The organism is Acinetobacter sp. ANC_7654 (assembly GCF_056779855.1).
In genome coordinates this window covers 16,626-37,347 of record NZ_JBWYIR010000009.1, presented here as the reverse complement: position 1 = coordinate 37,347, position 20,722 = coordinate 16,626, and the positions used below count along the sequence as shown (strand labels likewise).

Annotated in this window: 18 protein-coding genes and 1 pseudogene; 8 read left to right on the top strand and 11 right to left on the bottom strand. The window is 38.1% G+C overall.

The window, feature by feature from the left end:
- Window positions 1-7: 7 nt before the first annotated feature.
- The 7 genes and pseudogenes from AC1M86_RS10525 to AC1M86_RS10495 all read right to left on the bottom strand — a co-directional run bounded on the left by AC1M86_RS10525 (window position 8) and on the right by AC1M86_RS10495 (window position 5,993).
- Window positions 8-2,755 (bottom strand): bactofilin family protein, encoded by a 2,748-nt coding sequence (locus AC1M86_RS10525; RefSeq protein WP_481607909.1) that lies wholly within the window; start codon window positions 2,753-2,755, stop codon window positions 8-10.
- Between the two features lie 41 nt (window positions 2,756-2,796).
- Window positions 2,797-3,459: a PilW family protein gene (locus AC1M86_RS10520; RefSeq protein ID WP_092767483.1), complete on the bottom strand. Its 663-nt coding sequence runs from the start codon at window positions 3,457-3,459 to the stop codon at window positions 2,797-2,799.
- Between the two features lie 3 nt (window positions 3,460-3,462).
- The gene (locus AC1M86_RS10515; protein WP_092767481.1) at window positions 3,463-3,909 is read right to left on the bottom strand and encodes a PulJ/GspJ family protein; all 447 of its coding nucleotides are present in this window, start codon (window positions 3,907-3,909) and stop codon (window positions 3,463-3,465) included.
- Window positions 3,881-4,408 (bottom strand): pilus assembly FimT family protein, encoded by a 528-nt coding sequence (locus tag AC1M86_RS10510; protein ID WP_092767479.1) that lies wholly within the window; start codon window positions 4,406-4,408, stop codon window positions 3,881-3,883. Before AC1M86_RS10510 ends, AC1M86_RS10515 begins: the two co-directional genes overlap by 29 nt.
- Before the next feature lies 1 nt (window position 4,409).
- The gene (locus tag AC1M86_RS10505) at window positions 4,410-4,709 is read right to left on the bottom strand and encodes a hypothetical protein (protein WP_228143118.1); all 300 of its coding nucleotides are present in this window, start codon (window positions 4,707-4,709) and stop codon (window positions 4,410-4,412) included.
- 20 nt (window positions 4,710-4,729) lie between these two features.
- Window positions 4,730-4,817 (bottom strand): annotated as a pseudogene (locus AC1M86_RS10500) (prepilin-type N-terminal cleavage/methylation domain-containing protein); the annotation flags it as partial.
- Between the two features lie 366 nt (window positions 4,818-5,183).
- A complete protein-coding gene (locus AC1M86_RS10495) occupies window positions 5,184-5,993 on the bottom strand; it encodes a cytochrome C assembly family protein (RefSeq protein WP_179999001.1) in 810 nt (269 codons plus the stop codon).
- Window positions 5,994-6,136: 143 nt separating this feature from the next.
- Between AC1M86_RS10495 and ffh the strand changes: the two genes are divergently transcribed.
- Together ffh and AC1M86_RS10485 are read left to right on the top strand one after the other, a co-directional pair.
- Complete coding sequence (gene ffh / locus AC1M86_RS10490; RefSeq protein WP_035269264.1) at window positions 6,137-7,543, top strand: signal recognition particle protein; 1,407 nt, start codon at window positions 6,137-6,139, stop codon at window positions 7,541-7,543.
- A 123-nt stretch (window positions 7,544-7,666) separates the two neighbouring features.
- On the top strand, window positions 7,667-8,221 hold the full coding sequence (locus AC1M86_RS10485; RefSeq protein WP_179999002.1) for an RBBP9/YdeN family alpha/beta hydrolase: 555 nt from the start codon (window positions 7,667-7,669) through the stop codon (window positions 8,219-8,221).
- A gap of 30 nt (window positions 8,222-8,251) precedes the next feature.
- Here the strand turns inward: AC1M86_RS10485 and AC1M86_RS10480 are convergent, their stop codons facing one another.
- From AC1M86_RS10480 to AC1M86_RS10470, 3 genes are all read right to left on the bottom strand, one after another.
- Window positions 8,252-8,719: a hotdog fold domain-containing protein gene (locus AC1M86_RS10480; RefSeq protein ID WP_481607908.1), complete on the bottom strand. Its 468-nt coding sequence runs from the start codon at window positions 8,717-8,719 to the stop codon at window positions 8,252-8,254.
- Between the two features lie 101 nt (window positions 8,720-8,820).
- Complete coding sequence (locus AC1M86_RS10475; RefSeq protein WP_481607950.1) at window positions 8,821-9,561, bottom strand: type III pantothenate kinase; 741 nt, start codon at window positions 9,559-9,561, stop codon at window positions 8,821-8,823.
- Window positions 9,562-9,587: 26 nt separating this feature from the next.
- Window positions 9,588-10,340, bottom strand: coding sequence for a biotin--[acetyl-CoA-carboxylase] ligase (locus tag AC1M86_RS10470; RefSeq protein WP_481607907.1), 753 nt, complete (start codon window positions 10,338-10,340; stop codon window positions 9,588-9,590).
- Window positions 10,341-10,367: 27 nt separating this feature from the next.
- On the opposite strand from AC1M86_RS10470, the gene AC1M86_RS10465 reads away from it, so the two are divergent.
- From AC1M86_RS10465 to ligA, 5 genes are all read left to right on the top strand, one after another.
- Window positions 10,368-11,168: a sulfite exporter TauE/SafE family protein gene (locus AC1M86_RS10465; RefSeq protein WP_481607906.1), complete on the top strand. Its 801-nt coding sequence runs from the start codon at window positions 10,368-10,370 to the stop codon at window positions 11,166-11,168.
- Between the two features lie 162 nt (window positions 11,169-11,330).
- Window positions 11,331-12,026, top strand: a complete 696-nt coding sequence (locus tag AC1M86_RS10460) for a GntR family transcriptional regulator (protein ID WP_035269253.1) — start codon at window positions 11,331-11,333, stop codon at window positions 12,024-12,026.
- A 10-nt stretch (window positions 12,027-12,036) separates the two neighbouring features.
- Window positions 12,037-15,489 carry a chromosome segregation protein SMC gene (gene smc, locus AC1M86_RS10455; RefSeq protein WP_481607905.1) on the top strand — a complete coding sequence of 1,151 codons (3,453 nt, stop codon included), beginning with the start codon at window positions 12,037-12,039 and terminating at the stop codon, window positions 15,487-15,489.
- 1 nt (window position 15,490) lies between these two features.
- Window positions 15,491-16,594 (top strand): cell division protein ZipA C-terminal FtsZ-binding domain-containing protein, encoded by a 1,104-nt coding sequence (locus AC1M86_RS10450; RefSeq protein ID WP_481607904.1) that lies wholly within the window; start codon window positions 15,491-15,493, stop codon window positions 16,592-16,594.
- 96 nt (window positions 16,595-16,690) lie between these two features.
- Window positions 16,691-18,736: an NAD-dependent DNA ligase LigA gene (gene ligA, locus AC1M86_RS10445; RefSeq protein ID WP_035269246.1), complete on the top strand. Its 2,046-nt coding sequence runs from the start codon at window positions 16,691-16,693 to the stop codon at window positions 18,734-18,736.
- 61 nt (window positions 18,737-18,797) lie between these two features.
- Here ligA and AC1M86_RS10440 read toward each other — a convergent pair whose 3' ends face one another.
- The gene (locus tag AC1M86_RS10440; protein WP_481589273.1) at window positions 18,798-19,862 is read right to left on the bottom strand and encodes an NAD-dependent epimerase/dehydratase family protein; all 1,065 of its coding nucleotides are present in this window, start codon (window positions 19,860-19,862) and stop codon (window positions 18,798-18,800) included.
- A 321-nt stretch (window positions 19,863-20,183) separates the two neighbouring features.
- On the opposite strand from AC1M86_RS10440, the gene ftn reads away from it, so the two are divergent.
- Window positions 20,184-20,648, top strand: coding sequence for a heteropolymeric bacterioferritin subunit Ftn (gene ftn, locus AC1M86_RS10435; RefSeq protein ID WP_035269243.1), 465 nt, complete (start codon window positions 20,184-20,186; stop codon window positions 20,646-20,648).
- The last annotated feature ends 74 nt before the right edge of the window (window positions 20,649-20,722 follow it).

Here is a 20,722-nt window from a genome sequence, read left to right as displayed (position 1 = left end):
CTTCCAATTATTGATATTTAGCCCATTGTAGGTCTGCATTTTTAATGGCGATGAAATCATTGGCATTCACATCATCAACTTTATTTAAATTTTTATATTCATTTTTGGGAATATAAATATTTGTACCAGCACCCATTGTATTGTGTTGTTGAACACTAGTATACGGTGGGACACCTTGAGAGCTGATATTACCAAAGATTCCATTTTTTTCACCGATACCACATGCTGCACTACCTTCAACATTACTTCTTGCTAATACGTCACCATAAATTTGTGCACATGCACCAATACGCACAACTTGATTAGACATCAAGGCAACTAAACCAAGTTCTAACTTTGTTATTTCTTTATTATCAATAGTCACTGTATCAAGCGTACCGTTAGGTAATCTATTGGTATTTTTATACATCGTATTCGCATCTTGGCACAAATTCACTGGCGTCAAGAATTTGTTCGATAAAGTTGCAGGTGTTGTTGCAGGTGGACTAACACTAAACTTAGTATTAGACGTAGTGCCTAAGTTACGTGAACAAATTAAGGCATCTGTTGCATTTGGATTTCGCGTAATATTACGAGGCGAATAAATGCGAGGAGACATCGCAATCGCATCAATATCACCTTCAGCAAGGAAAGTATTGGTGAATACAGAATCAGTACTATCCGCCGCAAGATTCGCTTTACCAGAAATAATTAATTTACCTTCGAAATACAGAATACCTGGAGCAAAACTTGCGTTATCGAATGTAGATGTATCCATTGAACGAATATACCAAGTGTCTGGTAATGTATAGTCATAATCTTTAGGCCAGCCAAATATATAACGATCTTTACCATCAAGACCATTGAAGTCTAAGCTGACCCGTGGAAGATATCCAATAATTTGGCTCGTGCAATAACCGCTCTTATGCTCAGTACGTAGCCCTAAACTATTGGTCATGACCTGTTCTTCATGAATAGTTTCACAAATAGCACCGACATAATCTTTGCTATTCAAGGTGTATTTCCCTAAATAGAAACCTCGTGAGCCTGAGTTTGAGTTCTCAGGGTCAATTTTCATGATTTGAGTTTTATTTCCTGAAGCATCTACAGCAAACTGTTTGTGAATATTATTAGTAGCGTCATACTCATACATGTAAGTGATTTTAGAGCTCTCATTGCGAAGATGATTTAAATATACGCGAGCAGCGCCATATTCACGTACGAAAATATAGTTTGCATCATTTCGATATTGACGAACATCGACTCTGGTTTCAAACGTCATATTTTGAATTGCTTCTTGAATACTGGCTATGGTTTCAGACACATCGTATTTAGGAATATCTGGAAAAGTACTGAGCTGAGGGATGCTTGTGAGTTTTTCATAAATTTTCCCACTAATCGCATTCTTAAATCCTTCAACTACACCATTCTGATTTGAAGTACTAAAGTTGGCAAGATAGACATCACCTTTTACGTCTTCAGTAATAAGACCATCTAATAAGCGTAATGGACCGTTAGAATACACATTTCCACCAATCCAACTTGTACTTAAGCGGACTCCAGCCTTGTACACGCCAATCCCTTGTTTCGACTGATTGTGAGCATAGGCCGATTGTTCAATTTTGGAGAAGGTATCAAGGTCAATAAATTCTTTGGCTCTTACACTGCCCTTAACGTCACTACTAGAAATATTAACTTTCCCGCCTGATGTAATATCACCCGTAACAACACTAGTTCCGATCATTGTTACGTTGCCACCTGCCATGACATTTCCGTTGACTTTACTAGAAACGGAAATATTGACATTCCCTTGGTGTGTGGTGATAGAAGACACTTCAACATTCGTGCGTAGTGTTACATCTTTATTAGTATGTAAGTTTGCAGCATAGCCTCCTTCTGTAAGACTAATATTTCCGTCAGTGGAAATATTTTGAGCTTTAGAACCAAGAGAAAGTGTGACATCACCAATTGCTTTAATATTTTCTGCTTTGACATTGGTTAACAGTTTAACCCACTCACCAGATGAAATATTGCCAAAATTTCCGCCGTTAATAATATGAACATAGCCCTCAGCATTGATGTTAATTACAGCCCCATTTCTTGTACCACAGGCATCAATTAAGCAATCAATATAGACATTTCCACCTTTGCCATCTTTGTCTTTCTTAACGTTAATAGTTAAGTTTTTGATATTTTGGATTTTGAAGCCAGCTTGTAAGGACAGGCTGCCACCATCGACATTCAGTTCGACATATTCATCTGGTTTAGTTGGATCTTCGCCAGAAATAGTAGTGCCAGACATAAATGTTTGACCAGTGAAATTAATAACACTCTTGTACTTAATCAGGTCTGCTGCAAGATCATAGATTGCTTGTATCGTAGTAGCTGATTGAGCTGACCCACTTTTCGACAGAATATTTGCGATAACAATACATTTGGTTCCAGTAGAACCATCTGGGTTATTGGTTAAACCATTGCAACCTTTTACATCTTTTACTTCAACTGTGACATAACGTTGGTTGGTATCATCATTTAAAAGTTGAATTTCACCTGTATTTAATAAGCTTTGGCGAAAGTCATTAATATCGGTATCCTTATATTTTTTTAATAAATATTCACGAAAGGCACTAACACCTGACCATCCCATGAGTTGTACGTTGGTTTGTGCATGCGCAGCAACATTTGCTTCTTTGTTGGAGATGAGTGATTTTGCAACAGTCGATGTTATGATCATCACTGTAAGCCCGATGAGCAAGACCAAAAGAATAGTGGCCATGCCTTGCTGCTTTCTTAAACTATTCATCTTTAATCTCGCTCTTAAAGGTTAACAATGTTATTAAGACAAACAGTATTACTCACTGTTTGACCAATATTTGAATTTTGCATTTCATCTGCGTATTGACGATTGGCAGTTATCGTCAGTTGGCGCGTACCTTTGGAGTTGTTTTTATCAATTCCAAAAGGTGTACAATTTCCCGGTGTTAATACAAAGTTAAAAACGGTGCCTGTTTCTAAGGTCTTAAAGGAAACAATATGCTGTTTTTCATCAGGTTGGCTAAAAGTTTCAATATTTAATACTGCTTCAGAACCACAGTTATTCTTTTTAAGAAAGATTAAGCGATATGTATCACCTTCTTTTTCTTGAGTTAATGCTTCACAGTTGTAATTAATCGTTGTATTTGCAGACATTAAGCTTGTTACAGGATCTGGATTCATACGCCAGAAAACAGCAGGTAAATTTTGAGTGTCCACTCCTACAGCAATATCTGATGTTTTTCCTGAACCATAGCCTGCATTTTGAACGAGCTTCTGTGCAACTGATAATGCTGTTCGTATTTGAGCATCGTATTCCGAATCACGAGAAGAACTAATACCAATTTGAGTCGTTTGTTTAAAAAGCATGAGCATCATTAGCATGCATAACATTGCAATGACTAATCCAACCATCAACTCAACGAGCGTAAATCCTTTTTGACTCATGATTTATCTCCCGACTCGATAACAATCTAAGCCTTCCATACTATCTTCAGCACAGGTCTTGGCATTAGATTGATTTGTACTCGCAGCTAATACAGGCCATGTAATTTTTGTACCTGCGACACCGCTCGTTTCACTAATATTTTCAGAATTCAAATTGCAATAAATGTAGTAGGTATTACCATTTAATGTGAACGATTTACTTTCGGTAGATTGGTTATTGAATGAAGCACAAACATCAGTTGAATCAGTAGATATAGTGATGGTTTGTAAGCGATTTTGCAGTTCGTTTATCACTATATTGTCAATGTTCATATATCGTTGCGTGTTCAACATTTTGCTGATTGCTAAACCGCTACCAAAAACAATAATCGAGAATATAAGTAAACCAACAAGAGACTCCAACAATGTGAAACCACGTTGATTAGTTGATTTGAATGTTTGCTGATTCATTATTCTTCTCAACTGTAACGGTTAAATTTAAATTTGAATTGCACGTTGCTGATGCTGAACTTGCAGCAACCAACATCCCATTCGAGTTAAAAGATAGACAATAAAACTCTGTATTATTTACTTTGAAAAATACATTCGATGCATAGGGGATTTTTTGAAGGATATAGTTTTGGTCAGGCGAGTTGCCGTCACTTGTTGAACACGCATCAGTATTGTCCTTAGCAACTCGAATCACTCTAATTTCTTGATGGGTTTTATCTATACAAACAGATGCTGCTGCAAGTGAAGACTCTTGATTATTCGTGTTTCGAATTGCTGCAGAACGGGCTTGATAAGTCGCATTTTTAATACCTGCTAGCGCTCCATCAACATGACTTTGATCTACCCAAGCTCTGGTTAAAGAAGTACCTACAAATAACAAAATAGCCAGTACAACGATCGTAATCATTAGTTCGATCAGCGTGAAACCAAGTTGTTTTCTATAACCAGTATTTTGCATATTATTTCACCCAGTCAGTATATGAACCACAACCGGCCACGGTACGAGTTCCATCATTTTTGAGTGTTAATGTACAACCTAAAACTCTTGCTTCAGTTCCTATTGCCTGAACCGCATAATTCACACCATCTGATGAAGTGTACGTAAAATTAAATGAATCAGAACTTGGATTCCAAGTTGTAAATTTAGTTTTTACTGCGTTGGTATTTGATAAGGTTTCTTTAGGGTAGTTTAGTGTTCTTTGATATGCATTTTCAGCACCTAATGAAAGTGCGATTAAATTCGATTGAGCTTCTTTGATTTTTGCTTTGGTGACGTGGTTTTGATAACTAGGTACTGCAATTGCGGCCAAGATTGCAACAATAATGATGACGATCATTAATTCGATTAAGGTAAAACCTTTTTGCAATTTCATACATACCCCAAAATAATCATCAAAAATATCCATTTACTAACTGTAACATTAGTTACTAACCTAAATAATAACAACTTATAGGAGACTAATGGGGGGTATTAAGCGATGAACAGATTATTAATATTAATTAATTAAATAATTCAAATAATATTAACTATTATTTATTAAATCATCATAAAAGGTTTAATGCGGTTTTTATTATAAGTAATTGATTTTAATTGTTATTTTTAATATAAAAAAATATTTATACTTAAAATTTATTTACCTATATTTTAAATGTATTTAAAGTATATAAAATTTAATAATGATGTGATATCTATTCAATTATTATTATTTATTGTGATTTAAATCACACAATGGTTATTTTCCTAAAATCATTTCTAATACAAATTTTGATCCAATAAAGCCTATTGCAAGTAAAATAAAACCAATAATGGTAAAGCGTCTCGCTTTTTGACCGCGCCAACCAAAACGATAATGTCCAAATAAAAGTGCGCCGTAAACAAACCAAGAGACAATACTAAACGCTGTTTTATGTGCCAAATGTTGTGCAAAAAAATCATCAATCGTAAAAAAGCCGAAGATAAGTGCAGTACTTAATAAAATGAAACCTGTAACAAGCATATCGAATAACAGAGATTCCATTGCTTGATAGGAGGGTAATAGATTTACCCAAACACGATGTTTCTGTTTATTTTTTAACTCACGATCTTGTAACCACAACAAAACTGCGTGAATTGTTGCCATTAATAGCACTGCATAAGCTGAGAGTGACAAAATAATATGGACATCAAGTCCAAGCGTATTCTGTTTAAGTGTAAGTATAGGCTGGCTCAAGGAATAGCCTAAAATTAAACCCAATGCAGCTACTGGTATTCCAATCAGATTTAGGGCAAGTACAGGTCGATAAGTGCTATAAAGCAGGCTCAATAACAGCATGAGTGCTGAAGTAAATGAAAGGAGATTAAAAACATTATAGTTAATGCCGAAAGGCGTTTTCATATCTATCAATAAGACGACAGCATGCAAGATCAAGCCTAATCCAGCTACGAGACTGATAAACCAATGATTAGGGACACGTTTAGTCATTAAATGGGTAAATAAATACCAAAAGGCAGTGGTATAGGCGATCAATGCTAAAATTGTGTAAACCAAAGGGAGGCTAATCATGTCAAACCTTTTTATGGATGCTGAATATTCATCTAATAAGATATAAATTCCAAACGAACTACAGTATCCTATAGCATCTTATGCATAAATTTTCTATTTTAAGAAAGATTTTTTTGCAACAACCATTTTAAGCGGATTTTGCAATGTTTGATACCTTAACAGAACGACTCACGCAGAGTTTAAGAAATGTTACTGGCTCTGGGCAACTGACCGAAGACAATATTAAAGATACGTTACGTGAAGTGCGTATGGCACTTCTTGAAGCCGATGTTGCACTTCCTGTAACTCGTGAATTTATCGCGAAAGTTAAGGAAGAGGCATTAGGCCAAGAGGTGATGTCACAGTTATCTCCAGGCCAGGCATTCGTCAAAATTGTTCATGATGAACTCACCAAAATGATGGGTGAGGCAAATGAAAGTCTTGATCTTGCTGCAAAGCCTCCCGTTGTTGTTTTATTGGCTGGTTTACAAGGTGCAGGTAAAACGACGACTGCTGCAAAATTAGCTCGTTTTTTACAAGAGCGTCAAAAGAAAAAAGTCGCAATGGTTTCTGCCGACGTCTATCGTCCTGCAGCGATTAAGCAGCTCCAGACTGTAGCAGGTGAAGTCGGCGCGATTTTCTTTGAATCAAGTGCTGATGAAAAGCCAATTACGATTGCAAACCGAGCAATTGAACAAGCCAAAATTCAATTTGCGGATGTATTGATTGTCGATACTGCAGGTCGTTTACATATCGATGACGATATGATGGGCGAAATTAAAGAATTGCATGCAGCGATTAATCCTACAGAAACACTGTTCGTTGTAGATGCAATGACCGGTCAGGATGCTGCAAATACAGCAAAAGCATTCAATGATGCATTGCCTTTAACCGGTGTGATTCTTACAAAAACTGATGGTGATGCGCGTGGTGGTGCGGCACTTTCTGTTCGTGCAATTACTGGTAAGCCTATTAAATTCTTGGGGATGGGGGAGAAACTCGATGCCCTTGAACCATTCCATCCTGAGCGTGTAGCACAACGTATCTTAGGTATGGGTGATGTGCTTTCTTTGGTCGAAGAGCTTGAACGTAAAGTCGACAAAGAAAAAGCTGAAAAAATGGCGAAAAAACTGCAAAAAGGCGGCAGCTTCAACTTTGAAGATATGCTGATGCAGTTTGAACAAATGAATAAAATGGGCGGTATGATGGGCTTCTTAGACAAGTTGCCTGGCATGAGTAACTCAGGAATTCAGGATGCGATTGCTCAAGCAAATCCTGAAAAGCAAGTGAAGAAAATGGAAGCGATTATTCAATCGATGACCATCAAAGAGCGTCGCAATCCTGACTTGATGAATCCAAGCCGTAAAAAACGTATCGCAGCAGGTTGTGGTATGGATGTTGCTGAAGTCAATAAGCTGATCAAACAACATGCCCAAATGGCAAAAATGATGAAAAAATTTGCGAATCCATCGGGTATGGCGAAAATGATGAAATCATTAAGCGGTATGCAAAAGAAATTTGGTGGCGGCGGTGGCGTTGGTCCGTTATTTGGTGGCAAAGATCCAAAATAACTCCCATAATTTAAAAAGGCGCTTTGGCGCCTTTTTTCATGCTACATAATTTTGCAAACTTACTATTTAGTTTAAAAAATAATCAATTCATGATGTTGAGAATATAGTCAAGAGTGCAAGAAAATGACACAGGTTTATGTTGTGCATGGATATACGGCAAGCCCTGAAGAAAATTGGTTTCCATGGATACAACAACAAGCTGATCAGTATGGTATTCCATTAAAAGTATTGAGATTAGATCCTTCTGAGACGCCACAATTAGGAACGTGGGAACAACAAATGAAAGAGCAAATAGCTCAAATTGATGATCAAACAATTTTTGTTGCTCACAGTCTCGGGTGTATTGCAACTTTACATTACTTAAGCCAAGTGCTTTTAAACCAAAAAATCAAAAAATTAATTCTAGTTGCTGGTTTCAATGGACGTTTAGGGCGTCTTGAGCAAGTCAATCCATTTATTGATGCTGCTGATATAGATTTTGAACTCATTCGTGACCAAGTTCATGATCGCGTGGTCATTTATTCTGAAGGTGATGAGCGCGTTCTGCCTAAATTTAGTTTCCAGCAAGCTGAAAGTATTGATGCACATGTCGTTGCTGCTGAACATCAAGGCCATTTTATTGATTCAGAAGGTTGTACGGCATTGCCTGAGGTCTGGGCTGAGATTATTCGAGATTAATTCAGAAGCTATAAGCTCTCACTGACGTGTTTAACGTGATGTCACCCACATATTAATTTCTGCTCTAAAGACAAGCGCTTGGTTTTGATCATGGACTTCGACACACGCTACAAATCTATTTGGTATGGATTGCCCCGCTTGAATTGGCGTCAGAGGATAAGCAACTGCTATTAAATTGGTCGTAGCTTTTTTAATATATTTGACTTGCATACCGTCGGGTATCCATCGATGACTTGGTGGAAGAGTAACTTCTGTCATTAGGCCACCAGTAAGCTCTGCCAAATTACACAATGCAATCGCATGTACAGTATTAAGGTGATTTAAAACCCTTTTTTCTTTAGACATCTGGACCTGACAAAAATCTGGTCTCAATTCAATAATTTTCGTGCGAATCGATTTGAAATAAGGTGCTTTGAGTTGAATCATTTGATTGAAAAGCGCTTTCCCTAAGGGAAGTTTCTTCGCAATATTCCAAGCATTTAACGTCTTGTTATTCATGTTGTTCAGCCTACTTTTTATATTTTGGGTGTGTGTACTGATACTGAGTGAATAATTTTTTGTTTTAAGAGACACTCAGTTCAGCAGACCTGATGACCAAGTTATGTTTTTTGTTGCGCAACAGCAAGATAGCGTTGTAAGCCTTTTAATAATAAATCGGTTTCGATTTGCGGGTCATAAGATTGTAAATAATGAGCAAAGAGTGCAGCATCACCACCAGTAAGAATTAATTTTCTTGGTGATGTTATTAAAACTTTTTCGATCATACTGACCAATCCCAATAAAATACCATGATGAACAGCATCCATTGTATTTTGCCCAGGACTTAACTCATCAAATGCAGCATCAGGGATTTTGATCCCTTTGGTATTTTGAATAAGTGAATCTCGCTGTAGATAGAGATTTGGTACGATATATCCACCTAGATGTTTAAATCCATCTGCTAAATCAATCGTTAAGGCCGTTCCACAACTGATCACGCAATATTTCTCTTGAGGATCAGTGACGACCGCTAGAACTTGTAGCCAACGATCGATACCCAATTGATTCGGTTCTGTATATCCGCATTGAAGTCCTGCATATTCTTGATGAACTTTAGCAACGACAATTGGGATATCTAGCAGTTTTAAAATTTTGAGTATACGATCGTTATTTTTCTTGTCTTGAACAGATGAGATACCGACTTCTGATAGGTTTTGAGATTTAAAGTGTTGGATGAGACCCAACATTAAGTCCGCAGGAGATTGTAGATGAAGCTCCGCCACATGCTCCAAGATTTGCTCACCTTCCGTGATCCAATATTTTAAACGCGTATTGCCTATATCTAACCAAAGACGTTTCATCATGTATTCGCTGACCTATCTTTTCTTTATTTTTTTAAGCGTAAACGCCCTTGATACAAACCGATTAAACCTTGTTCAGTCAAAATATTAATTCGACCATCATCTCCAATACCTTTAAAGATACCTTGTACTGTTTTATTCACTTGCTCAAACTCTACAGTCTGATTCATAAAAGCAGCATAGTGATTGAAACGTCCTGAGAGATTATAACTTCCGTGCTCAAACCATTGTCCGGCTTGCATGATGGCGAGATAAAGTTCTGAAATAATCTTAATTCGATTTGGATGAGCTAAACCCAATTGCATAATGGATGTGGTTTGCTGTTCGATTGCTGCATCAGAAACAGGCAATAAATTAACACCAACGCCAACAATCGCCTGATGTGGGGTTACAGGCTCTACCAAAATGCCACCCCATTTACCTTGCACACTATAAAGGTCATTTGGCCATTTGATTTGTAAATGATCCAATGACTTAAATGAAGGAATTTGCAAAATATTAAGTGCAATTTCAAGGGATAGTCGACCATCTAAGGGTGTTTTGGTTTCTAGCAATGTGCTTAAATAAATATTCCCGACTGGGGAAACCCATTGTCGTTGATGTTGTCCACGTCCCTGAGTTTGAGTCTCACTGCATACAAGAATCCCCTGTACACCTTTTCTGATGAGTGCACGTACTTCATCATTGGTTGAAGTGGTGCTCTGTTTTAACAGTAAAACTTCTGGAAGTTGTTGAGCTTCAGTTAAAAGCTGACTGAGGTGGCGAGTCTCTAAATCCATGTTGAATCTGAGAAGAGTAAAAGATTTATGGAGTTAATCATATATTTAGCTATTGGTGCAATCGCTGGTTTTACTGCAGGGTTGTTTGGCGTGGGCGGTGGATTAATCATCGTACCCATTTTATTTATTGTATTTACCCAAATGGGTTATGACCCAACTGTCATTATGCACATGGCGCTTGGAACATCATTAGCTACGATTGTGGTCACATCGATTAGCTCGGTTATGGCACATCATAAAAAAGGTGCAGTGTTATGGTCAGTATTTAAAAATTTAGCGCCAGGTTTGGTACTGGGCTCATTTTTTGGTGCTGGATTGGCCAGTATTATCTCTGGACAAGTGCTGCAATTGATTATCGGTTGTTTCGCAATTTGGGTTGCATACCGTATGTTCCGTGGAGCTAATGTGGTGGTCGATCAATCTAAGCAACTACCTTCTGTACCTGCTCAATTGGCTGCGGGAAGTGGAATTGGGGTGGCTTCAGCAATTTTTGGGATCGGTGGAGGAAGTTTAACCGTACCTTATTTGAATCATCATGGGGTGGTGATGCAAAAAGCTGTTGCAACATCTGCTGCATGTGGACTGCCGATTGCTTTAGCAGGTGCATTTGGATTTATATTCTATGGACAACAAGCACCTGCTGAAATCGAAAATGCCATTGGATATGTTCATGTTTATGCATTCATTGGCATTAGTGTAATGAGTTTTATCACCGCAAAAGTAGGAGCAAAAGTTGCACATAAACTGTCAGCAGCGATGTTGAAAAAATGTTTTGCAGCTTTGCTTACAACTGTAGGTATTTATTTTATTTATCAAGGCGTATTTTGAGAAAAATATGCCAAATAACTCTCAAAAATAGTGATGTGTATTGACTTAAAAATTTGATAAATTGTCAGACAAAGACATAGTCAGTATGATGCTATTGGTATAAAAACAATAAAATAGCATCATGCTTGATGAAGTGTGAGTAAAAAAATAAATAGGAATATTATGCAATTGGAAGAAGTGGACAGCCTTTCAGAGCAAATAGCCAGACATATAAGTGAACAGATTATTAGTGGCGAATTGGTCGAAGGTGAACGTATACAAGAATTGCGTATCGCTAAAGAATTAGACGTGAGTCGAGGTTCGGTACGTGAAGCTTTATTATTACTTGAACGCACGCATTTAATTGAAATTTATCCAAGACGCGGCGCAATTGTGTCAGAAATGTCTGCCCAACAAGTGCGAGCTTTATTTGATACGAGTGCTCTTATGTTAGGGCAGATCGTCCAGCGTATGAGTGAAACTTGGCGTAATCATGAAGCTGAGGCGCTTCAGCAACTTTTGCAATATTTAATTGAACAAGTTAAACAAAGTAATACTGAAAAATTTTACGATGGTGTATTTCAATTTTTAGCTAAGCAACAAGATATGGTAGCCAACCCATACTTAATGAAGTTTTATCGCGAACTGTTGCCATCTATACGTCGTAGTTATTTTTTAACCTTAAATACTTCGCGTAGAGAGCTCCAAGAAGCACTTGAATTAATTAAGCTCGTGATCGATGCAATTTTGATCCGAAAATCACAACAAGCTACTTTATTTATGGAAGATTTTTGCCGACACTTGCGCAATCTAGTGTTAGAGTCACTGACACGAATGAAACAAATTGAACTAGCTTGGGCGCGGAGATCGCGCAGATAATCAGGACACTATGCGATTAAGCAGCTTAAAACTCTCTGGCTTTAAATCTTTTGCGGATAGCAGCACCTTACAATTTAAAGCTAACCGTACCGCAGTCGTGGGACCAAATGGTTGTGGTAAATCCAACGTCATCGATGCAATCCGATGGGTGATGGGAGAGTCAAGCGCACGCCAGTTACGTGGTGGAAGTATGCAGGATGTCATTTTTACTGGGACAGCAAAGCGTAAACCAGTGGGAATGGCGAGTGTAGAATTACGCTTCGAAAACACCTATGGAAAACTAGGTGGAGCATATAACGCTTATAGTGAGTTGGCGGTACGTCGCCAAGTCAATCGCGATGGTAAATCTGAATATTTTCTTAATGGTACAAAATGCCGCCGCCGTGATATTACAGATATTTTTTTAGGAACAGGCTTAGGTCCTCGTTCGTATGCGATTATTGAGCAAGGCATGATTAACCGTTTGGTCGATGCAAAACCAGATGAAATGCGCGTTTATATCGAAGAAGCTGCTGGAGTATCACGTTATCAAGCACGTCGTCGTGAGACGATGCAACATTTAGAACATACTCATCAAAATTTAAGTCGTCTAAATGACATTGCTGTTGAATTAAAATCCCAATTAAAGACACTAAAGCGTCAAGCAGAAGCTGCACTTCAATATAAAGCCTTAGAGATTGAAATTCGAACTTTGAAAGTTGAGATACTTTCATTTCAATGCCATCAAAGTGAACGAATTCAACAAGAATATACAACTGAAATGACTGAATTGGGTGAGCAATTTAAGCTTGTTCGTTCTGAACTCACCACTGTTGAGCATGATTTAACAGCAACAAATGAGTTATTTCAGCGATTAATGCAACAATCCACACCACTTCAGCAAGAATGGCAACAAGCTGAAAAAAAGCTGGCTGAATTACAAGCCAATTTGGATCAAAAACAGCAATTGTTTGCTCAAAATACTTTAACTTTAAAGCAGCTTGAAGAGCAAAAAATACAAACCAAAGAGCGGATGCAACTGATTGATATTCAGTTGGAAGATTTGATCCTCCAGCAAGAACATCAAGCAACAACATTGAGTGATACTGAATCAAATGCACAGCTTGATTTACAACAATTCAATGAGCTGAAGGCAAAGCAACTTGAAGCGCAAAAATCATTTTCTGAAATAAAAGCATTGGTTGAAAAGCAACAACAGCAACGTGCACAAATGTTGGCGCAGAGTGATCAATTGGCTAAAAATGTGCTTCGAATTGAGCAGCAAAAACAAACTTTGCTCGAACAAAAATCTCAAAATCAAGCACAGTATGAACAGGATGATATTGACAATCTCCTGCATGAAAAAAATGATGTACAGATTGAAATCGTTCGTCTAGAAGAAAGAATTGAGAAATTAGAAACTCAATTGAAACGTGATCAAATCTCATTGACTGAGCAAAAAAGTAAATGCACAGATTTGAATTCACACATACAGATTTTGAAATCTGAACAAAAACAATTACAACAGCTTGTGGTGAAAGTCAGTCGACATGCATCGAAGAGCAATGACCCTTTAATGCAAATTTTGAAGCTAAAAGATCAGGCGAAACCATTTGCAGCATTGGTCGAAAAATTTCTGTCAAAGTGGCTGCATGCGAATACGTTAAAGAGTGAAGATTTATTTCAGACCGAATCTGCCCGTCAATTAAAAGTTATTCAGCAAGATGTATCTGGGACTGTACTTGGTGTACCCACATTAGCGAGCTGGATTGATTTCCCCCAAAACTCATTATGGTTAAACGTTGCGATAGCTCAAGATTTTGAGCAGGCGCTTCAATTACAGCCTCAATTAAAACAAGGTGAGTCTATTTTAAGTTTGGATGGCTATCATATTGGTCCTGACTGGATGATTGGTCTGTACTTTGATGAGTCGAGTCAAGATGCTCAAGGAGCACTTAGCCACCGAATTCGATTAGATGAAATTGATTCAGAGTTGACACAAATGGTGAAAGCGCATGAGTCAATGACGCTCGAACTCGCTGAGATGCAATTAAAGCTTGAACAAAAAAATAGTGAATTTACGGAGTTACAAAAAGCGTTAAAAAATCATCAAGCTCTTGCTCACCAATTTGAAGTGAAGATTGCAAAACAGCAAATGGCTCAGCAAGCTTTTGAATCGCAAAATCTACACATCGAGTCACAAATTGCTCAACTTGATGCGCAGCTTGAAGAAGATGCGATGCAAAAAGATGATTTGGAAATCGATTTACATGCATTGATGCTTAAAATTGAACACAATCTTCCACACTACAAAACCTTAGAGTTTCAAGTTGAAGAATTGAATGATCAGGTTGAGCATCTTCAGGACTTAGTCTACAAAAAACAACAAGAGTTAGAAACAAACCGCCGTACTCATACGCAAAATCAGCAACAAATTGAGCTGTTGGAAAAAGATGCAAGTTTTCTAAAAACTCAATATCAGCAGATCATCACTCAAATTACACAAGCTAAAAATTTCGTGGATCCGATTCAATTAGAATTACCCACTTTGCAAAGCCAATATGAGGCTCAAAAGCAGCAGACTGAAAAGTTACAAAAGACTTGGTCCTCATGGCAAGTCGAGCTTAATGAAATTCAGTCCAAGCAACAAAAATTGACGGAGCTACGGTTAAATCATCAGCAAAGTGATGAGCACTTTAGAACCCAGTTAGAAGAGAAGCGTTTAGCATGGCAAGTGGCTAAATCTGATTTACAACATTATGCTGAACAATTAAAAGAGCTTAATGCTGAATTATTAAAAAATGTGCCAATCGATCTGAGTCAGCACCAACAGCAGTTAGAGCAGGCACAGCGTCAGTTTGACAAAATAGGCGCTGTGAACTTAGCAGCTTCAGAAGAGTATGAAGAAGTATCAAAGCGCTATGAAGATTTAAGCCATCAAATTGAAGATCTTGAAAAAACAGTCGCACAATTAAAAGATGCGATGAAAAGCATTGATCAAGAAACTAAAAAGCTATTCATGACTACCTTTGATCAAGTAAATGCGGAATTGCAAAACTTATTCCCAAAGGTGTTTAATGGTGGTGAAGCAAGTTTAAGTTTAGAAGATGATTGGCAATCTGGTGTAAAGCTAATGGCTCGACCACCAGGAAAGCGAAATAGTTCTTTAGCATTGTTATCAGGCGGTGAAAAAGCACTAACAGCACTAGCATTAGTTTTTGCTATATTTCGACTGAATCCAGCACCATTTTGTGTATTGGATGAGGTTGATGCACCGTTAGATGATGCAAATGTTGGACGTTTTTGTAATTTAGTAAAAGAGCTTTCTGAACAGGTCCAATTCATTTACATTACACACAATAAAGTTGCGATGACGATGGCTACTGATTTACTTGGTGTAACAATGCCTGAGCCAGGAACATCGAAGTTAGTCACTGTTGATCTAGAAGAAGCGAAAGAATACGGTTTAGCTGCGGAGTCTTAATATGGAAATCAGTACCATTATCGGAATTGTGATCGCAATCGTGATCTGTTGCATAGGGTTGTTTATGATCCTGCGCAAGCCGAGTGATGCAGCACCGTCATTAGATGCTGAATTACATATAAATGAACAATGTAATCAACCCGTCATTCCGCGTCATGTTCGTAGTCTTTTACAGGCGCAAGCCGCTCCATTGGCTTCTTCTGAGCGTGTAGAACCAAGTTTGAAAGACATTGAAGCGAGTGAAGTGGCTCAATTGGATCAAACAGCTGTTCAACAAGCTACAAAGACGCCTGAAAATATTCAAGAAACTGTAGAAGTGGTAGATACAGTGCAATTGAATACTTCGGTAGACCTTGCAGAGAAAGAAAGTAAATCTCTGCTCGACTCCAGTAAAAACACGGATAGCACTGAGACTGACCCATTAGAAAAAAATACAGAAACAATTGAGAGTAAAGCTCAGTCGATTGATGGTGTAACAGACACTCAAAGTGCAGATCTTATTTCCAAAGATTCAATCGTAGAAAATACAATTGAAGACTCGAAAAAAGTTGAGCCAAGTTTTGTATTAAATCCGAATATTCAAACTGCTGAAATCAAAGAATTTGAAGAAGAAAGCAGCATCTTGGATGTGCATTTACATGAACAGCAACGTTTTGATGATGAAAGTGCTTTAGCAAATGCCGAATACATTATTAGTTTGAATATGTATCCGAACCCTCGAAAAGCACTTTCTGGTGATAAAGCTTTGAAAGTGTTAATGAAATATGGATTGCGCTTTGGCGAAATGAACTGTTTCCATCGTTATGAAACTCCTGATGTAGTCAGCCCATTGCTGTTTTCCGTACTCAGAATCACAGATCAGGGTCCTGCAGGTTTTGATTTAGAAACATTATCTGGTGAACAAGTCCAAGGTTTAGCATTCTTCTTAGCATTACCGCATCATAATGTTCAAAAAGGCTATGACAGTATGGTGAGTATTGCAGGGCTTATTGCACGTGAAACAGATGGTACCGTCTATGATGAAAATAATCTTGAATTTACACCGCAGTTAAAAGAACACTGGCGCCATAAAGCGATCGACTATAGATCAGGTCAAGCTGTTTAATCACCTAGGTGACTTACTGAATTTGTGTAAAGTCATTTATACTGTTTAGGTTGAAATTATTGGGCGGAATTTTCCGCCCTTTTATATGGTGAAAATATGGATCAGAACGCTGTCGTTGCGCAAATGCGCCAACTCATTCAATTATTGGCTCGGCATAACCATGCTTATTATGTGATGGATCAGCCGACAATTGAAGACAGTGAATATGATCAATTGTTTTATCAACTAAAAAACTTAGAAGAACAATATCCTGATTTAGTACAGACGGATACACCGACCAATAAAGTCGGTGATAAACCTTTATCTAAGTTTGAAAATATTACACATACTGTTCCAATGTTGTCTTTGGGTAATGTGTTTAATCAGGATGAACTTTTTGCCTTTGCACGCAGAATTGAAGAGCGTTTACCTAACCAGAAAATCCAATACGACGTCGAACTTAAATTTGATGGGCTTGCGATCTCACTATGGTATGAACATGGTGTGTTGATTCGAGCGGTTACACGTGGGGATGGTGAAACAGGAGAAGTCATAACCCAAAATGTAAAAACAATTCGTAATTTGCCTAAAGTACTCATGATGTCTCAAGGTGTACCACCAGCGTTGTTAGAAGTTCGTGGCGAAGTACTAATGCCTAAAGCTGGATTTGTAAAGTTAAATGCTGAAAATGAGGCCAAAGGTGAGAAAACTTTTGCTAACCCAAGAAATGCAGCAGCAGGGAGTTTGCGTCAACTTGATCCGACCATAGCAGCATCACGACCACTTGCATTCTATGCTTATGGAATTGCGCAATGCATGCCACATCATGGTCTGAGCACGATGTCAGAGAGCTTAAATTGGCTTGAACAGTTGGGCTTTGCTGTTGGGGAAAAACATTTTGTTTGTGACAGTATTGAAGAGGTTCAAGCGGCTTATGAATCTGTAAATCAGGAGCGTCCAAACCTGTCAGTTGAAATTGACGGGATGGTCATCAAAGTCAATGATTTGAAGCAACAACAACAATTAGGCTTTTTAAGTCGTGAACCTCGATGGGCAACAGCATATAAGTTCCCTGCAGTGGCTGCGCTAACCACAGTTGAAAATATTGATTGGCAGGTAGGGCGTACAGGTACTTTAACGCCTGTAGCGCGATTAAATCCTGTATCGGTTGGCGGAGTCACAGTATCAAACGTGACTTTACATAATATTGGTGAAATACATCGCTTGGACGTGCGCGTTGGAGATACGGTGAGTGTCTATCGTAGCGGAGATGTTATTCCTAAAGTTGAAAAGGTTTGGCCAGAATTTCGACCTCTAGAAACCACTGAAATTCAATTGCCAGAACAATGTCCTGTATGTGCTTCTCCAGTTGTGATGCCCGAAGGCGAAGCTTTAGCACGATGTTCAGGTGGGCTTTATTGTGCAGCGCAGCGTATAGAGGCGATACGTCATTTTGTATCACGTAAAGCAATGGACATCGAAGGTTTGGGTGATCGTTGGGTTGAGTCTTTATTACATCTTGAACTCCTCAAAGATGTTGCAGACATTTATCACTTGCACGAGCATCGTGAAAAATTACTGACTATTGAAAAAATGGGTGAGAAATCTGTACAAAATCTCATCGACTCAATTGAAAGTAGTAAAAAAACAACATTAGCGGCATTTATTTACGCACTAGGCATTCGAGGAGTAGGCGAGACTACGGCTCGAATGTTAGCCAATACTTTCCAGACTTTAGATGCGCTGAAATCTGCTGATTTAGAAGCATTGAAGAAAACCCCTGATGTAGGTGATATTACTGCAGAATGGATATTAGACTTTTTCAAAGCTGAACATAATATTGAAGTATTAAATCGATTAATTGAGGCTGGAATTCATTGGGATGCACCGATAGCACCGACTCGACAACCTTTAAATGGTGAGAGCTGGGTGGTGACTGGTACTTTAAGCAGTATGGGACGAGATGAAGCGACTCAACTCTTACAGGCATTAGGTGCACGTGTGAGTGGTAGTGTATCCAGTAAAACGAAATGCTTGGTTGCTGGTGAAAAGGCGGGTTCCAAACTTGAAAAAGCAGAAAAACTAGGTATTCCGGTGATGAATGAGGCTGAGTTTATTGCATTTATGATTCAGCATGGTCAGCTCACTGAACCTGAGTCTTAAGTGTATCTTGCACATAACGAAGGGCATCAATAGATGCCCTTTTTTCTCGAGTAATTAGATATTAACCACGTTTTTTGATAATGCCATCGTCAAGTAGCTGTTGAAAATGTTCTACGATACTTGTCTCAACGTCACGATATTGCATGCCTAATTCTTGCTTACTACGCTCAGCATTGAAATAAATGGGGTAACCCACATTCAAGTCAACGAATTTTCGCGTATAGCCAAACAGAGGAGCGAGTAATTTGAATAAAAACTTGGGAGCAATCATTCGTGGGAAAGGATAGCGTCCACCATAATGTTGTCGTAATGTTTTACCCATTTCGAGTAGGGTCATCGTTTTAGCATTAATAATATATCGTCCATGTGCTTTAGGGTGATGTGCTGCTTGGATATGCGCATGAGCGACATCTCGAACATCGACTAAACCATTCCACATTGGAGGAACACCAAATAATGTCATGCCATTTCCAAATTGTTGAATGACTTCAACACTTCCAGATTGTGTAGAAGGTGTGAGTGATGGTCCAACAACCAATGAGGGATTGATACACACTAAATTCCATCGAGATTGTGCCTTTTGCATATCCCATGCTTTGCGTTCTGCTGCGACTTTAGAGTAAAAATAAGGTTGGTGTTCGGCACTACTGGTGGTATTCCAATGGCTTTCTTCAAACTGGTTCTGCTCAGTTTTCAAAATATCCACTGCATCGCCATAAGTTGAAGCAATACTAGATGTGACAACGACACGTTTTACTGTATCTGTACGATTGACACTGTTCAGTACATTGGTCGTACCTTTTAGTGCAGGGTCAATCAAGTCTGTGATTGGATCTTTAAAGTTAGTCACTAAAAAAGGTGACGCCATATGGATCACAATTTCACAGTCTTTCATTGCTTCATCAAACGAACCTTCTTCTAAGAGATTTGCTTGAAATAACTTTAAAGCGCCTGAAGTTTGAGATGCGATTTGTTCTAAATGTTGAAAACTTGAACTTTTAGTTAAGTCTCGTACAGTGGCGTGAACGGTGTATCCTTGTTCTAATAATTGTTTAATTACCCAACCAGCAATATAGCCAGTTGCACCTGTCACCAAAATCGGGGCAGTAGTCGTCATCATTGTTATTGCCTGATGGTCAAATAGATTCATTCTAAAATTAAAAAAAGGATTTGTCCTTGATCATTTTCAACATCAACTCAAATGTAATGAGAGTCACTTCGATTGGTTACAAAATTAAATAGAGCTAAAATTTGTTTAAAACTGCTCTCGAATTTTTTTAACTGTATGCAAGGGGTTATTTTTTAAGTAAAAAATAAGTGATTCAAACTGCAAATGCGTATGTTTCTCATTTTAATTATATAAAAATCATAAACTTACACATTATATTTTTTGCAAAATAAGCTCTTATTGTTCATAATGTTGCTATTAAAGAATGGAGTGATTGAAATGCGTGGCAATCCAGAAGTCGTAGATTACTTAAATATGTTGATCGGTGGTGAACTGGCTGCTCGTGATCAATATCTCATTCATTCACGTATGTATGAAGATTGGGGTCTCACTAAGATTTTTGAGCGTATCGATCACGAAATGCAAGAAGAAGCACAACATGCTGATGCTATTATTCGCCGTGTCTTATTCTTGGAAGGCACACCGAATATGAGTCGTGATGATATTGAAGTAGGTGAAGACGTTGTTTCATGTTTAAAAGCCGATTTAAAGCTTGAGTACGAAGTGCGTGAAAAATTAGCGCAAGGTGTAAAGCTTTGTGAGGAAAAAGGCGATTACGTGACACGTGATATGTTGCGTCAACAAATGTCGGATACCGAAGAAGATCATACCTATTGGTTGGAAAAACAGCTTCGCTTAATTGAACTAATTGGTTTACAAAACTATATTCAGTCTCAAATGTAAGTTAAAGCCCAGCAAGGCTGGGTTTTTTTATACCTCAGTTTTGCCTGAATTGACTCATTTTTTATAATTATCTA